Source organism: Rhizobium sp. T1470, from assembly GCF_042140505.1.
Taxonomy (GTDB): domain Bacteria; phylum Pseudomonadota; class Alphaproteobacteria; order Rhizobiales; family Rhizobiaceae; genus Rhizobium; species Rhizobium favelukesii.
In genome coordinates, this window is record NZ_CP148091.1 from 2923387 (window position 1) to 2939083 (window position 15697).

Consider the following 15697-nt stretch of genomic DNA (forward strand, 5'->3'; position numbering starts at 1 on the left):
TTTGCGGCTTTGCCACACCCGCTTCCGCATTTCCGGCGCTGTATTGCGCGGCGCCGGAAATTGCTTGAAATGGCGACCTTGATGCGCAACGACGGCTGAAACGTTTTTGTTAGGCAAGATCAGCATCATGTCCCCTACCACGACCGCCACAGCGCCCCGCCGCCTCACTTCGCTGGACTTCCGCACACTTGGCCTCTCGGCCCTCGGAGGTGCGCTTGAGTTCTACGACTTCATCATCTTCGTCTTCTTTGCGGCGGTCATCGGCAAGCTGTTCTTTCCGGCCGACATGCCGGAATGGCTCGTGACGATCCAGACCTTCGGGATCTTTGCCGCCGGCTACCTCGTGCGCCCACTCGGCGGCATCATCCTGGCGCATTTCGGCGATCTTTTCGGCCGCAAGCGTGTCTTCGCCTTCTCGATCCTGCTGATGGCGCTTTCGACGCTCGGCATGGCGGCGATGCCGACCTATGCCACGATCGGGGTTGCCGCTCCGGTTCTGCTGGTGCTCATGCGCATCCTGCAGGGTGCGGCAATCGGCGGCGAAGTGCCTGGCGCCTGGACCTTCGTGGCGGAGCACGTCCCCTTCCGTCGCGTCGGCTTTGCCTGCGGCTTCCTCTGCTCCGGCCTGACGCTCGGCATCCTGCTCGGATCATTCATCGCAACGATCATCAACTCCGTCTTCACGCCGGCGGACGTCGAAGCCTATGCCTGGCGCATCCCATTCTTCCTCGGCGGCATCTTCGGCCTCGTTGCCGTCTATCTGCGCCGCTGGCTGCAGGAAACTCCTGTCTTCTCGGAGATGAAACAGGCCCGCTCGCTCGCTCCCGAGTTGCCGTTGAAGGCGGTGCTGCGCGACTACCCGCGCGGCGTGATCATCTCGATGCTGCTGACCTGGATCCTGTCGGCCGGCATCGTCGTGACGACGCTCATGACGGCGACCTTGCTGCAGAAACTTTACGGCTACACTGCGCAGCAATCGCTTGCAGCCACCAGCTTCGGCACCCTCTTCCTGATCGTCGGCACCGCCGCCGCCGGCGCGATCGTCGACCGGGCTGGCTCAGGCCGCTTCTTCGTTGTGTCGAGCATCTTCTTCGGCGCAGCGACCTTCGCCTTCTATACCTACGCGGCGGTTTCACTGACCGTCCTCTTCGTACTCTACGCGATTATGGGACTCTCGGTCGGCATGGTGGGCGCCGCGCCTTACGTTATGGTCCGCGCCTTCCCGGCTCGTGTCCGCTTCAGCGGCCTCTCCTTCTCCTACAACGTCTCCTACGCCATCTTCGGCGGCCTGACGCCTCTGGCGGTGGCATCGCTGCTGCCGCTGAACCCGATGGCGCATGCCTACTACCTTCTCTTCATCGCAGTGTTGGCATTCGTCCTCGGCCTCTATCTGATTGCCAAAGGCGACAGCATCGAATCCGAAGTCGGTATCGAAGAGCCAACGGATCGCCTTGCCGCCTAGCTTAAATACAAGCCTTCGGCCGCGCGGTTAACCCTCGCGGCGTTTCCCTAAGACGAGATTCTCAATGATTACTTGCTATTTGCGTTATACAATCGACCCATACAAGATCGTCGAATTCGAGCAGTATGCGCGCCTCTGGATCCCGATCGTCGATCGGATGGGCGGCACACATCACGGCTATTTCCTACCATCCGAGGGCGCCAACAACATTGCCATCGCGCTGTTTTCCTTCCCGAGCCTTGCGGCTTACGAGGACTACCGCACCCGCATGGCAAGTGATCCGGAATGCCAGGCCGCGTTCGACCTTGATAAGCGTAACCGCAGCATCATCAGCTACGAGCGCAGTTTCATGCGGCCCGTGCTTGGCTGATCGGTAGAAATGGAAAGCCCCGCTCAATGGCGGGGCTTATGTTTTGTGGCGGGCGTCTAGCGGATTGCCTGGTCATCTGCATCGAAGCGATGCATGTGGCCCGTATCCGGCGTCGCATAGACGATGTCATCCGGCTCGTACTTGTGCTCGCCGAAAAGGCGCGCAGTGATAAGGCCACACTGCTCGGATTCCAGATAGATGATGGTATCCGCCCCAAGATGCTCGACGTGGACGACTTTCGCCCGCCAAGTGCCCTGCTCGCGCGAAAGGGCCAGATGCTCCGGGCGGACGCCGACGGTCTTTGCGCCGGCATCGGCGACCTTGTCGCCCGGAATGAAGTTCATCATCGGCGAACCGATGAAGCCCGCGACGAAGACGTTTGCGGGGCGGTTGTAGAGCTCCATCGGTGAGCCGACTTGCTCGATCGCACCGGCATTCAACACCACGATCTTGTCGGCAAGCGTCATCGCCTCGACCTGGTCGTGGGTGACGTAGATCATCGTTGCCTTGAGGCTGCGGTGAAGGCGCGCGATCTCGAGACGAGTCTGAACACGAAGCGCAGCATCGAGGTTTGACAGTGGCTCGTCGAAGAGAAAGAGCGCCGGCTCGCGCACGATCGCACGGCCAATAGCGACGCGCTGGCGCTGACCACCGGAAAGCTCTGCCGGGCGCCGCGCGAGGTAGGGTTCCAGCGACAGCATCGAGGATGCCTTGCTCACCCGCTTGTCGATCTCGTCCTTTTGCGTGCCGGCCTGCTTGAGGCCGAGGCCCATGTTGTCCTTGACCGTCAGGTGCGGATAGAGCGCGTAGGACTGGAACACCATCGCGATGCCGCGCTTGGCGGGAGGCGTCAGCGTCTCATCCTTGCCGTTGATGAGAACGGCGCCCGAGGTGACATCCTCCAACCCCGCAATGCTGCGCAGAAGCGTCGATTTCCCGCAGCCCGAAGGCCCGACGAAAATGACGAACTCGCCGTCCTTGACCTCCAGGTCTATACCTTTCAGCACCTCGTGGATGCCGTAGGTCTTGCGGATGGATTTGAGTTGAAGCGATCCCACTAGTCGTATTCCTTACAGTTTGACCGGCTCTTGGAGCTTGACGGCTTGGCCGGTACGCACGCTTTCGTCGGCGGCGAGGCAGATGCGCAACGACGCGACGGCGTCTGCCATGTGACGGTTAAGGTCGATGTCCTCGCGAATAGCCTTCAGCATGAAGGCCTGCTCGCGGTCGCAGAGTTCCTGATGGCCAGGTTCTCCCGCCATCGTCATGTCCTGGTCCGGCCTGATGAACTTGCCGTCGGGTCCCGTGTCTGCCGTGTGCAGACGAATGACCGAGGTCTTGGTGTGAGCGTCGATGTCGTCAGACTTGGCGTTCGGGTACATGACGATCGAGACGGACCCCTTCGGCGAGATGATGTCCTTCACGAAGAACGCCGTTTCCGAGATCATGGGGCCCCAGCCAGCCTCGTACCAGCCGACGGAACCATCCTCGAAAAGCACCTGAAGCTGGCCGTAATTGTACATATCGGGCGCGATTTCGTCCGAAAGGCGCAGTCCCATGCCGCGCACTTCCAGCGGCCTGGCGTCGGTGATCTGGCACATGACGTCCACATAATGCACGCCGCAATCGACGATCGGCGACGTCGTCTGCATCAGTGACTTATGGGTCTCCCAGGTCGGACCGCTGGACTGCTGATTGAGATTCATGCGGAAGACATACGGCCCGCCGAGCTTGCGCGCCTCCTCGATCAGCCGCATCCAGGACGGATGGTGGCGAAGGATATAGCCGATCACCAGCTTCCGCCCGGCCTTCTTTGCCGCCGCCACGACGCGCTCCGCATCGGCAACCGTTGTCGCCAGCGGCTTCTCGACGAAGACGTCGCAACCGGCTTCGAAAGCCGCGACGGCATAGTCGGCGTGAGTGTCCGAATAGGTGCAGACGGCGCAGAGATCGGGCTTCAGCTTAATAAGCGCCGCCTCGAAATCCGAATGGATCTTGTAGCCCCGCAGTTCCTCCGGCAGATCAGGCGTCGAGCGATTGACCAACCCGACAATCTCGAAGCCGGGATTGTTGTGATAGGCCAGCGCATGGCTACGTCCCATGTTGCCGAGGCCGGCGACCAGAACGCGGATTGGCTTGTCGGACGCACTCACTTGACCGCTCCCGAGGTGATGCCGCGGATCAACTGCCGCGAGAAGATGACATAGAGGACGAGGATCGGCAGGATCGCCAGCGACAACGCGGCAAGCACGGCGTTCCAATTGGTCACGAACTGCCCGATGAAGATCTGCGAGCCGAGAGTAACGGTCTTCGTTGCTTCGGATGGCGCCAGGATCAGCGGGAACCAGAGATCGTTCCATATCGGGATCATCGTGAAGACGGCAACCGTCGCCATGGCCGGGCGCACCAACGGCAGCACCAGCCGGAAGAAGATCGAATACTCCGAGAGCCCGTCGATGCGACCGGCGTTCTTCAGGTCATCGGAAACCGTGCGCATGAACTCCGACAGGATGAAGATCGCAAGCGGAATGCCCTGAGCCGTATAGACGAGGATCAGCGCTGTCAGCGTGTTGACGAGGCCCGCTGCCACCATCCCCTGCAGGATGGCGACCGTGCCGAGGCGAATCGGGATCATGATGCCGATCGCCATGTAGAGACCGGTCAGCGTGTTGCCCTTGAACTTGTACTCCGAGAGCGCAAAGGCGGCCATCGCGCCGAACAACAGCACGAAGAAGATCGAAACGACCGTGACGATGAAGCTGTTCTGGAAATAGGCGGCGAAGTCCCCCTGCCCCAGCACGGTCTGATAGCCGACAAGGCTGAAGGTCGAGGGTGTCGGGACCTGCATTGGCGAACGGAAGATCGCGTTGCGGTCCTTGAACGAGTTGATGATCGTCAAAAACACCGGGAAAATGGCAACCAACGTATAGCCGATCAGTGCCAGGTGAACGAGGCCGGTGCGGATGGGGGATGTGCGTGCTCTGTTGGACATGACACACTCCTCAGAACTGGTACCGGCGCATGCGCCGCTGGATGGCAAAAAGATAGAACGACACGCCGGCGAGTATGATCAGGAACATGACCGTCGCGATCGTGGCGCCCATCGAGCGGTCGCCGAGCTGCAGCTGGAACCCGAAGAAAGTGCGGTAGAGCAGCGTACCCAGAATGTCCGTCGACATGTCAGGCCCGGCAAGCGCACCCTGCACTGTATAAATCAGGTCGAACGCATTGAAATTGCCGACAAAAGTCAGGATCGAAATGATACCGATCGCGGGAAGGATCAAGGGCAGCTTGATCTTCCAGAATTGCGCCCAGCCGGTGATGCCGTCGCACTCGGCGGCCTCGATCACCTCCTCCGGGATGCTGAGTAGCGCAGCATAGATCAGCATCATCGGAATGCCGATATATTGCCAGTTGGAGATCAGCGACACGGCGACGAGCGCCGGCCCGGACTGCCCGAGCCATGGGGCAAAGAACGACTTCATGCCGACGAGGCTCATCAGCCACGGAGCAACGCCCCAGATCGGCGACAGGATGAGCTTCCAGATGAAACCGACGATCACGAAGGAAAGTAGCGTCGGCAGGAACATGGCCGTGCGGTAGAACGCCACGAAGCGAAGTCGTGGCGTCGAAAGCAGCGCCGCCAACGCGACACCGATCGGGTTTTGCACGCACATATGAATGACGAAGAAAATGAAGTTGTTGACCAGCGCGTTCCAGAAATCGTGCGCCCAGCGCGCATCGCCCAACAACACCTTGTAGTTCGCGAGCCCGACGAAGGCAGGCGCGCCATCGACGGTGTTGTAGAACGAAAGCCTGAGCGTTTCGATCAGCGGCAGGACCATGATCGCCGAGTAGACGACAAATGCCGGGAAAAGAAAGACGCCGATGTGCCAACGCACGGGGCGCCTGATGGGAACGACATCGATAGCGGATTCGGCTTCGCTCATGGCTTTTGCCTGTTCTTCTTGGCTGCACCGGTGGTGCAGCGCGTCTGACACAGCGGGCAGAACGCCCTTCCCTCCAATCGTCTCCCCGTCTCTTCGGGTTTCGAAGGCGGCGGGGAGAGGAAAAGCGGACACGAAATGGCTTAAGGCCGAATGAGGGACGACGTCACGCCGTCCCTCACCTTTCATCACTTGGCGGGCTTGTACCAGCCGTCGAGGCCCTTCTGGAGCTTCTCGGCAGCAACCTGCGGCGTGTCGGTACCGTTGACGACGTTAGCCGATTCGACCCAGGTCTCGTTTTCGAGGTTCGGCGTGCCGCGCGACAGGACCTGGTAGGTAGAGCGGATGGTCGACTTGTACGGGCCACGCCAGGAAACGAATTCCTGAGCGAGCGGATCGGTCATCTTCACCGGGTTGGAGTTCAGGCTGAAGAAGCCCGGCAGCGAGTTCGCGTAGATGTCGGCGAATTCGCTTGAGGCAACCCAGCTCAGGAACTTCTTGGCTTCTTCGGGATGCGTGCTCTTGGCGTTCAGGCCGACGCCGATATCCGGATGGTCGGAGATGTAGCCGGTGTCACCAGCCTTGGGAACCGGCGGCGGGAAGGCGCCCATCTTGAACTGAGCCTGGCTGTTGAACAGCGAGATTTCCCAGGAACCGGCCGGGTAGATGGCGGCACGGCCGAGCGTGAAGAGGTTCTGGCTGTCCGAGTAGGTCTGAGCTTCGAAGCCGTCGCCGAGGTATGGCTTCCACTTGGCAAGCTCTTCGTACGGCTTGACCCAGTCGGCGTCCGTCAGCTTCTGCTTGCCGGAAATCAGCGCAAGGCGGCCGTCCTCGCCCTTCCAGTAGTTCGGGCCGATATTCTGGTAGCCCATGGTTGCCGCTTCCCAGAGGTCCTTCGTGCCCATGGCGAGCGGAATGTACGTACCGTCGGCCTTGATCTTGTCCAGCGCTGCATAGAACTCGTCCTGCGTCTTTGGAACAGCGATGCCGAGCTTGTCGAAGGCATCCTTGTTGTAGATGAAGCCATGGATGACCGAGGCCATCGGCACGCAGAAGGTGGTCTTGCCGTCATCAGTTGTCCAGGCGGCCTTGGCGACGGGCGAGAAGTTCTCCATGCCCGGCAGGCTCGTCAGATCGGTGAGCTGCTTCTTGTCGAAGAGTCCGAGCGAGGGGTCGAACGGCCGGCAGGTGATGATGTCGCCGGCGGAGCCGGCATCGAGTTTGGCGTTCAGCGAGGCGTTGTATTCGGTCGGCGCCGTCGGCGAGAAAACGAGCTTGATGCCCGGGTTCTTGGCTTCGAAGGCCGGGATGATCTTCTCCTGCCAGATCTGCAGGTCGTCGTTCCGCCAACTTTCAATCGTCAGCGTGACGTCGGCGGCATGAGCAAAGCCTACGGATGTCAGCAGGCTGGAGGCCAGCAGGAAGCCTTTTAGTGCAGTGTTCTTCATTTCCCTCTCCTGTTTTGAGCGCCGATGGGGCGCCGTTCTTGACCTGAAACGAGCGGTTGCGTGCATGAGATGGCACCCAACGCCCCTTGGGGCCGTCAGCAGCAACTGCCGGCCCGAAAGCTCAAATCGGTTCGACAGGTACGACACCCGTCGACCAGACGGCGTGCCCGAACAAGAAACCGATCCGGCACAGCCGTGAAGGGAAACCCGATGGCGAGAAACGGCTGAAGAGCGACAAAGCCGCCACGGCCAATCCACATTTCATCGAGTGGCCCGGCTTATCTCTGTCCTGCCGGTTTGTTGCTGCCCGATGCGCTGTTCCCTTTGATGGAATTAAGTCCAAAAAAATACCAATTGTCCAGCCAATTTTAACATCTGAGCGACAGAAAAGTCGCTTCGAAAATTTTTCGATGCAAAATCAAATAGATAAAAAGACGAATTTTTGCAGCGCTTTGCACTTGGTAAATGGTATTTTTTTGGTATTGTAGTGAAAACAAGGGGGGCAAGCGGATTTTGGTGGTTCAATGACAGAACTTGCGATCGGCATTGATGGCGGCGGTTCTAGCTGCCGCGCCGCAGTCACGGATACGACGGGGCGCATCCTGGGCCATGGCACTGCCGGCCCGTCGAACATCCTGTCCGACCTCGACAACTCGTTGCTCAACATCGTTGCGTCGGCCAGAAATGCATTGAGCGACGCTGGCCTTTCACCTGAAGCCGTTTCCAGCGTCGCGGCGGTCGTCGGCGTCGCCGGCGCGAATGTGGGCGACTATGCGGAGCGCATCGAGCGCGCCCTGCCCTTTGCCAGACGTCGCGTTGTCACTGATGCGACGACCGCGCTCCAAGGAGCGTTGGGCGATTGCGACGGCGTGATCGGCGCGTTCGGAACGGGCTCCGTCTACAATGCGCGCCGCAAAGGAAAGCTTTACGGCATCGGCGGCTGGGGGTTCGTTGTCGGTGACCAGGCAAGCGGCGCCCGCCTCGGTCGCGATCTGCTGGAGCAGTCTCTGCTTGCCCATGACGGTGTACGCCCCTCCTCGCCAGTCACAAAGACGGTGATGGCCGAGTATGGCGACGATCCGGAGCGCGTCGTCGAGTTTGCCCATGTGTCCCGTCCCAATGACTTCGCGCGCTATGCACCCGTCGTCTTTGGGGCTGCCGCTAGAGGCGATCCGGTTGCGACGGCGATCGTACAGAACGCGGCAGCCTCGATCGGCGAGAGCCTGGATGCGCTGCTCTGGCCGGAATGCCAGGCCATCTGCCTGCTCGGCGGCCTGGCGAAGGCTTATCGTCCGTGGCTTGCAGAGCGTCACACCGCCCTGCTGCGCGAGCCGAAGGGGGACGTTCTGCAAGGTGCCATCGAGCTCGCGGTGAAATTTCTGCGGGAAGAAGGAAGAGGCGCGGCATGACGGATGATTTTGCAAGCCTCCTTTCCCCCGAGCGCCTCCAAGCTGGCGGCACCGGCCCGCTCTACGTCAAACTGCGGCGCACGCTGGAAGATGCGATCCGCACCGGTACGCTCAGCCATGGCGACGCCTTGCCGCCCGAGCGCGACATCGCCGAATTTGCGACGGTAAGCCGCGTCACGGTGCGCAAGGCGATCGATGAGCTCGTTGCAGACGGCCTGCTTGTCCGCCGCCACGGCTCCGGGACCTTCGTGACGAAACCGGTATCGAAGGTCGAGCAGCGCCTCTCGCAGCTGACCTCCTTCACCGAGGACATGGCCCGACGCGGCATGACCTCGCGCTCCGAATGGCTGCACAAGGGCATCCACACCCCCTCACCCGATGAAATGATGATCCTCGGCCTCGCTACCGACGTCAGGGTCTCGCGCCTCAGCCGTCTGCGCATCGCCGACGACCAGCCACTGGCAATCGAAAACGCCAGCGTCTCCGGCGAATTCCTTCCGGATCCTTTCGTCGTGACGACGTCGCTCTATGCCGAGCTCGAGCGCCGCCAGGTACGCCCGGTACGCGCCGTGCAGAGGATTTCGGCGACCAACATGAAGGAGGCCGACGCCCACCTGCTCGGCGTTCCCGTCGGCGCTGCCGGGCTGTCGATCGAGCGTATCTCCTATCTTGGCTCCGGACGTGCGGTCGAGTTCACCCGCTCGCTCTACCGAGGCGACGCCTATGATTTTGTCGCCGAACTGACGATCGGCGCGCCGTAATGCCTGGACGCATTGAATGGACGGCAATGCGCGTCTATTGAATGCACCCATGACATCTCGCATCAAGATCCTCGACATCATCTCCGATCCCGGAAATCCCGCAAAGCCGAACGACGACAGCTTCGGCCATAACCAGGCCTGCGCCTTCGTCATCGACGGCGCAACGGGCCTCGGTGATCGCCAGTATATGGATGAGGCAGGCAGCGACGCCGCCTGGATCGCCCGGCATTTCGCCCGCGGCTTTCAAGATCAAATCACCCGCGACACCGGCGTCTCGGAGGTTGCGCGCAGCCTGTCACTGGCAGCCCGCACGGAATTTCTACGCCGCAACGAGAATGTTCCGCGCTACGCCTGGCCGCTGACCGCCTTTGCCATGCTGCGTCAAACACGCGGTGGATTCCACTTCGTCGGCCTCGGCGACTCCTGCCTCTTTCTGCTGCAAGAAGACGGCTCAGCCGCGATGCACATGGCGATCCCCGGTGCCTATGAGTATGAGCAGAGCCAGGCGCGAAAACACATTGCCCGCACGGGCGGCATTACGAAGGAAGGTGGCGCACTCGGCAATTTGGAAACGCTCGCCTTGCTGCGTCAGCACCGCGAGCGCCAGAATACGCCGGAAAGCGGCGTGTGGACCCTTGGCCTTGTGCCGGAGGCGGCCGACCATCTGGTTTCCGAACCGCTTGATATCAAAGGCCAGGCACACGCCATCGTCTGCAGCGACGGATTTTCGGATCTGGCGGTGCTTTACGCAGCCTACGATTCGGCAAGCCTTGTACGTACCGCACGACAGAGGGGTCTGCGGCCAATGCTGGACGAACTCAGACGCTTCGAACGCGAGATCGATCCGGAAGGGCTCCGCTATCCGCGTTTCAAGCAGAGCGACGACACCACGGCGCTGCTCGTCGAGTTGACGCCCGCTACATGAGGCGATTTTCTATTCAGATTCAGTGCGTTGCCGCCGAAACCTGATTCGATCTATCTGCTCTTTGAATCAAATACTGAAGACGCAGCCGATCAGGCCGCGTCATCAATCTCCTCATCGCGCTTGCGCGGCACGTAGTTGAGAACCGGTCCAAGCCAGCGCTCGACGTCAGCAACATCCATGCCCTTGCGAACGGCATAATCCTCGACCTGGTCCCGCTCCACCTTGGCGACGCCGAAGTAGTACGACGCGGGATGGCCGATATAGATGCCGGAGACGGATGAACCTGGCCACATCGCATAGCTCTCGGTGAGCGTCACGCCGGCTGCATTCTCGGCATCGAGCAAGCCGAACAGTGTCTTTTTCTCGGTGTGGTCGGGCTGCGCCGGATAGCCCGGAGCCGGGCGGATACCGGCATATTCCTCGGTGATGAGCTGCGCGTTGGAGAGATGCTCATCCTGCGCATAGCCCCAGTACTCACGGCGAACCTGCTCGTGCATGCGTTCGGCAAAGGCTTCCGCGAAGCGGTCGGCCAGCGCCTTCACGAGAATTGACGAATAGTCGTCATTGGCGCGCTCGAAGCGTTGCGCAATTGCGACTTCCTCGATACCAGCCGTGACGACGAAACCGCCGACATAATCCTGAACGCCGCTTTCGACCGGAGCAACGAAGTCCGACAGCGCGACATTTGGCCGGCCATCGCGCTTCGAAAGCTGCTGGCGTAGCGTGAAGAAGGTGGCAAGCTCTTCCTTGCGACCGTCGTCCTTGAACAGGCGGATATCGTCGCCGACCGCGTTCGCCGGCCAGAAGCCGATGACGGCACGCGGATGGAACCACTTCTCGTCGATGATCTTCTTGAGCATCGCCTGCGCATCAGCCCACAGCTGGCGAGCCGCCTCGCCCTGCTTCTCGTCCTCGAGAATCGCCGGGAAACGGCCGCGCAGTTCCCAAGTCTGGAAGAACGGCGTCCAGTCGATATACTTGGCGATCTCGGCAAGATCGTACCCGTCGAAGACCTTGGTGCCAAGGAAGCTCGGCCTGGTCGGCTTGTAGGCGGTCCAATCGACCTCGTGCGCGTTTTCGCGGGCACGCACCAGCGGCAGGCGGACCTTTTCTGCCTCGCTGCGGGCATGCGCAGCCGCCACTTTGGCATACTCGGCGCGGATATCGGCCACATAGCCGTCGCGGCTCTCGGGCGACAGCAGCGATGAAACGACGCCGACCGCACGGCTGGCATCCGTCACGTAGATCGTCTGGCCCTTGCTGTAGCCAGGATGGATCTTGACTGCCGTGTGGACACGGCTCGTCGTCGCACCGCCGATCAGCAGCGGCAGATCCAGTCCCTGGCGTTCCATTTCAGCGGCGACATGCACCATCTCGTCGAGCGACGGCGTGATCAGGCCGGAGAGACCGATGACATCAACCTGCTCGGCAACGGCCGTCTCGAGGATCTTCGTTGCCGGCACCATGACGCCGAGATCGATGATCTCGTAATTGTTGCAGGCGAGAACGACACCGACGATGTTCTTGCCGATATCGTGGACGTCGCCCTTCACGGTGGCCATGAGAATCTTGCCGGCAGCCTTACGCTCGTCGCCGCCGTTGAGCCGCTTCTCTTCTTCCATGTAGGGAAGGAGCACGGCAACCGCCTGCTTCATCACGCGGGCAGACTTGACGACCTGCGGCAGGAACATCTTGCCGGAGCCGAAGAGATCGCCGACCACGTTCATGCCGGCCATCAGCGGGCCTTCGATGACATGCAGCGGCCGCGCGGCCTGCTGACGGGCTTCCTCGGTGTCGGCCTCGATATATTCGGTGATGCCGTTGACCAGCGCATGCTCAAGGCGCTTGGCGACCGGCCATTCGCGCCAGGTAAGATCCTGCACCTTCGCTTCCCTGGTGCCCGCGCCGCGGAAACGCTCTGCGACCTCAAGCAGACGCTCGGTCGCATCCGAACGGCGGTTCAGCACCACATCTTCGCAGGCTTCGCGCAACTGCGGATCGATGTTGTCGTAGACCGCCAACTGCCCGGCGTTGACGATACCCATGTCCATCCCCGCCTGGATGGCGTGGTAGAGGAACACGGCATGCATCGCCTCGCGCACCGGCTCGTTGCCGCGGAACGAGAAGGACAGGTTCGAGACGCCGCCCGAAATATGCACGAGCGGCATGCGCTGGCGGATCGTCCGCGTCGCCTCGATGAAGTCGACGCCGTAGTTGTTGTGTTCTTCGATGCCGGTCGCGACCGCAAAGACGTTCGGGTCGAAGACGATGTCCTCGGGCGGGAAGCCGGCCTTTCCGGTGAGGATCTTGTAGGCTCGCGTGCAGATCTCGACCTTGCGCTCGTAGCTGTCCGCCTGCCCCGTCTCATCGAAGGCCATGACCACGACGGCGGCGCCATAAGCATGCAGCAACTTTGCCTGAGCAAGGAAGTTCTCCTCGCCTTCCTTGAGCGAGATCGAGTTGACGATCGGTTTGCCCTGAACGCGCTTCAGGCCGGATTCGATGATCGAGAACTTCGACGAGTCGATCATCACAGGCACGCGGGCGATATCGGGCTCGGCGGCGATCAAGTTCAGGAACTCGATCATCGCCTTTTCAGAATCGATCAGGCCCTCGTCCATGTTGATGTCGATGATCTGCGCGCCGTTTTCGACCTGGTCGCGCGCGACATCGAGCGCTGCGGTGTAGTCGGCATTGGTGATCAGCTTGCGGAACTTCGCAGAACCCGTGACGTTGGTGCGCTCGCCAACGTTGACGAAGGGAATGTCCTTGGTCAGCTCGAAGGGCTCGAGGCCCGACAGCGACATGAACGGGCGATGCTCGGGGATTTCACGCGGCTTGTACTTGGCAACGACGTCGGCAATCGCCTGGATATGTTCCGGCGTCGAACCACAGCAGCCGCCAACGATGTTGACGAGGCCTTCGCGCGCAAAGCTCTCGATCTGCGCCGCCATCAGTTCCGGCGTCTCGTCATATTGGCCGAACTCGTTCGGCAGGCCGGCATTCGGATAGGCGCAGATGAAGGTATCCGCAGCGCCCGAGAGCTCCTGCAGGTGCGGACGCATGGCGTTGGCGCCGAGCGCGCAGTTGAGGCCGATCGTGAACGGATTGGCGTGACGCACCGAGTTCCAGAAGGCGGACGGCGTCTGGCCGGATAGCGTGCGGCCAGAAAGGTCGGTTATCGTGCCCGAGATCATGACCGGGAGGCGGATGCCCTTCGCCTCGAAGCGCTCTTCACAGGCAAAGATCGCAGCCTTGGCGTTCAGCGTGTCGAAGATCGTCTCGATCAGGATGATGTCGGCGCCACCGTCGATCAGGCCGTCGATCTGTTCGCGATAAGCGATGCGCAGATCGTCGAAGCTGACGGCACGGAAGCCCGGATTGTTGACATCGGGCGAGATCGAAGCCGTACGGTTCGTCGGGCCGATGGCACCGGCCACGAAACGGCGGCGACCATCTTCGCGCTCGGCACGGATGGCCGCACGGCGCACGATCTCGGCACCCTCCTTGTTGAGTGCATAGACTTCGCTTTCCATCGCGTAGTCGGCCTGGGCGATGCGCGTCGAGGAGAACGTGTTGGTCTCGAGGATATCGGCGCCAGCCTTGGCGTACTTATAATGGATCTCTTCGATCGCATCCGGCTGCGTCAGGATCAAAATGTCGTTGTTGCCCTTCTGATGGCAGGCACAGCCAATGAAGCGGTCGCCGCGGAAATGGTCTTCATCATAGCCCAGCCCTTGGATCTGCGTACCCATGGCGCCGTCAAGAACGAGGATGCGCTCGCTGGCGGCTTTCTTAAGCGCCGCAAACACTTCACTGCCGTCGCGCTTTGCCCCTTCGGGACCAAAGAGAGTATCAAACACGGGCGGACTCCTTGACGTCGTTACTGGCCAGCTGACCAAATCACATAAAGATATCTTTATGTCAATATATGCCCTTCATGTGGCGCCTTTGCGGCGCTTGACAGATGACAGACTCGGGCGGCCCCTATATAGGCAGTTGCAAGGACTTTGTGCACGAAATCGGAGGAGTATCATGGCATTTGCAATCGGCGAGGCCACGCTCGGAAACTGGACCACCCGCGCCTACCACCGCAATTAGCTTCTCGCACAGGCAAACGGCCTTTTCGGTTTCTTCCAGCACAATTCTGTCAATCCCGAGGGCGGTTTTTTCGATCTCGACGATAGCGGCAAGCCGCTCGATGCCGCTGGCCAGGTCCGTCCGATCCACATTGCAGCCCGCGCCGTTCACTGCTTTGCCATTGGCGCTTTGCTTGGCCGCCCCGGTGCTGCCGACATCGTCGATCACGGCATGCAGTATATCTGGAAGCATCACCGCGATAGCAAGAACGGCGGCTACTTCTGGTCGCTCAACAGCGATGGCCCGGTCGATTCTACCAAGCAAGGCTACGGCCATGCCTTCGTGCTGCTTGCCGGTTCCTCGGCGAAGGCGATCGGACACCCGCTTGCCGACGGCATGATCGCCGATGTGACCGAGGTCTTGAACACCCGGTTCTGGGAAGCACGCCACGGCGCGATCGCCGAGGAATTCAACGCCGACTGGTCGCCGATCGACGGGGGCACCTATCGCGGCCAGAACTCCAACATGCACCTGACCGAAGCGCTGATGGCGGCCTTCGAAGCGACAGGCGACAAGGCCTATCTCGACAAGGCCGAAAGCATTGCCGATCTCGTTATCCGCCGCGCTGCCGGTTCGGTGGATTGGCGCGTGGCCGAGCACTTCACGTCCGAATGGGTTCTCGACAAGGACTATCGCGGCAACGAGATGTTCCGCCCCTCAGGCACCACACCCGGCCATTGGCTGGAATGGGCGCGCCTCGTGCTGCAGCTCTGGGCGCTCGGCGGCAAGAAGCACGACTGGATGCCGGAGGCAGCCAAAGCTCTCTTCGCTCAATCGATGCTGCTCGGCTGGGATGCGGACAAGGGCGGCTTCTTCTACACGCTCGACTGGCAAGATGCGCCCGCCAAGCGCGAAAAGCTCTGGTGGCCGGCTTGCGAAGGTGCTGGCGCGGCACACTTCCTCAACGAGCACCTGCCGAGCGACTTCCACGAGGAAAGCTACCGCAAGATCTGGAACGTCATCGAGCGCTGCTTCATCGACCACAGGAACGGCGGTTGGCACGAGGAACTCACCGAAGACCTGGCTCCCGCCCACACCATCTTCCCCGGCAAGGGCGATATCTACCATGCCCTCCAGGCCTGCCTGATCCCCCTCTTCCCGGCAACCGGCAGCCTGACCAAGGTTATCCCGGAAGCCGGCGGCAAGACCTGATCGGGAGCGAGCGCCACCCCAATGGTGCTCGGCCATCATTTCAAGCGATATCGCGGCGGCACCGTAACTCGAGCGGAGGACAC

12 protein-coding genes and 1 pseudogene are annotated in these 15697 nt (G+C 61.1%); 7 read left to right on the forward strand and 6 right to left on the reverse strand.

All coding sequences use genetic code 11. The features are described 5' to 3' along the window. The first annotated feature begins 127 nt into the window (after positions 1-127). Both WGT02_RS14730 and WGT02_RS14735 read left to right on the forward strand, forming a co-directional pair. On the forward strand, positions 128-1462 hold the full coding sequence (locus WGT02_RS14730) for an MFS transporter (RefSeq protein WP_208250103.1): 1335 nt from the start codon (positions 128-130) through the stop codon (positions 1460-1462). 64 nt (positions 1463-1526) lie between these two features. Beyond that, positions 1527-1832, forward strand: coding sequence for an NIPSNAP family protein (locus WGT02_RS14735; RefSeq protein ID WP_208250101.1), 306 nt, complete (start codon positions 1527-1529; stop codon positions 1830-1832). Between the two features lie 56 nt (positions 1833-1888). Here the strand turns inward: WGT02_RS14735 and WGT02_RS14740 are convergent, their stop codons facing one another. The 5 genes from WGT02_RS14740 to WGT02_RS14760 form a co-directional block, all read right to left on the reverse strand. Further along, positions 1889-2890 carry an ABC transporter ATP-binding protein gene (locus tag WGT02_RS14740; RefSeq protein WP_024313667.1) on the reverse strand — a complete coding sequence of 334 codons (1002 nt, stop codon included), beginning with the start codon at positions 2888-2890 and terminating at the stop codon, positions 1889-1891. 12 nt (positions 2891-2902) lie between these two features. Continuing rightward, on the reverse strand, positions 2903-3985 hold the full coding sequence (locus WGT02_RS14745) for a Gfo/Idh/MocA family protein (RefSeq protein ID WP_208250099.1): 1083 nt from the start codon (positions 3983-3985) through the stop codon (positions 2903-2905). Next, a complete protein-coding gene (locus tag WGT02_RS14750; RefSeq protein WP_024313669.1) occupies positions 3982-4824 on the reverse strand; it encodes a carbohydrate ABC transporter permease in 843 nt (280 codons plus the stop codon). Before WGT02_RS14750 ends, WGT02_RS14745 begins: the two co-directional genes overlap by 4 nt. A gap of 10 nt (positions 4825-4834) precedes the next feature. Continuing rightward, entirely contained in the window at positions 4835-5782 is a 948-nt protein-coding gene (locus WGT02_RS14755; protein ID WP_024313670.1) for a carbohydrate ABC transporter permease, read from the reverse strand. A gap of 185 nt (positions 5783-5967) precedes the next feature. Then, entirely contained in the window at positions 5968-7227 is a 1260-nt protein-coding gene (locus WGT02_RS14760; protein ID WP_024313671.1) for an ABC transporter substrate-binding protein, read from the reverse strand. 86 nt (positions 7228-7313) lie between these two features. Here WGT02_RS14760 and WGT02_RS14765 point away from each other — a divergent pair, with 86 nt between their 5' ends. From WGT02_RS14765 to WGT02_RS14780, 4 genes are read left to right on the forward strand one after another with little or no spacing between them, the layout of a single operon-like run. Further along, positions 7314-7715 (forward strand): hypothetical protein, encoded by a 402-nt coding sequence (locus tag WGT02_RS14765; protein WP_208250097.1) that lies wholly within the window; start codon positions 7314-7316, stop codon positions 7713-7715. Positions 7716-7751: 36 nt separating this feature from the next. Beyond that, a complete protein-coding gene (locus tag WGT02_RS14770; RefSeq protein WP_208250094.1) occupies positions 7752-8636 on the forward strand; it encodes an N-acetylglucosamine kinase in 885 nt (294 codons plus the stop codon). Next, positions 8633-9397, forward strand: a complete 765-nt coding sequence (locus WGT02_RS14775; RefSeq protein ID WP_007802416.1) for a GntR family transcriptional regulator — start codon at positions 8633-8635, stop codon at positions 9395-9397. The genes WGT02_RS14770 and WGT02_RS14775 overlap by 4 nt, the downstream gene beginning before the upstream one ends. Positions 9398-9446: 49 nt before the next feature. Next, positions 9447-10322: a hypothetical protein gene (locus WGT02_RS14780; RefSeq protein WP_024313673.1), complete on the forward strand. Its 876-nt coding sequence runs from the start codon at positions 9447-9449 to the stop codon at positions 10320-10322. A gap of 89 nt (positions 10323-10411) precedes the next feature. Here the strand turns inward: WGT02_RS14780 and metH are convergent, their stop codons facing one another. Beyond that, positions 10412-14185: a methionine synthase gene (metH, locus tag WGT02_RS14785; RefSeq protein WP_208250093.1), complete on the reverse strand. Its 3774-nt coding sequence runs from the start codon at positions 14183-14185 to the stop codon at positions 10412-10414. A gap of 172 nt (positions 14186-14357) precedes the next feature. Here metH and WGT02_RS14790 point away from each other — a divergent pair. Then, positions 14358-15614: pseudogene (locus WGT02_RS14790) on the forward strand (AGE family epimerase/isomerase). Positions 15615-15697 lie beyond the last annotated feature (83 nt).

Bases quoted from the DNA above. Each gene is read 5' to 3' on its own strand.
- WGT02_RS14770 (WP_208250094.1), top strand. From the start codon at position 7,752: ATGACAGAACTTGCGATCGGCATTGATGGCGGCGGTTCTAGCTGCCGC.
- WGT02_RS14775 (WP_007802416.1), top strand. From the start codon at position 8,633: ATGACGGATGATTTTGCAAGCCTCCTTTCCCCCGAGCGCCTCCAAGCT.
- WGT02_RS14750 (WP_024313669.1), bottom strand. From the start codon at position 4,824: ATGTCCAACAGAGCACGCACATCCCCCATCCGCACCGGCCTCGTTCAC.
- WGT02_RS14735 (WP_208250101.1), top strand. From the start codon at position 1,527: ATGATTACTTGCTATTTGCGTTATACAATCGACCCATACAAGATCGTC.
- WGT02_RS14780 (WP_024313673.1), top strand. From the start codon at position 9,447: ATGACATCTCGCATCAAGATCCTCGACATCATCTCCGATCCCGGAAAT.
- WGT02_RS14755 (WP_024313670.1), bottom strand. From the start codon at position 5,782: ATGAGCGAAGCCGAATCCGCTATCGATGTCGTTCCCATCAGGCGCCCC.
- WGT02_RS14730 (WP_208250103.1), top strand. From the start codon at position 128: ATGTCCCCTACCACGACCGCCACAGCGCCCCGCCGCCTCACTTCGCTG.
- WGT02_RS14760 (WP_024313671.1), bottom strand. From the start codon at position 7,227: ATGAAGAACACTGCACTAAAAGGCTTCCTGCTGGCCTCCAGCCTGCTG.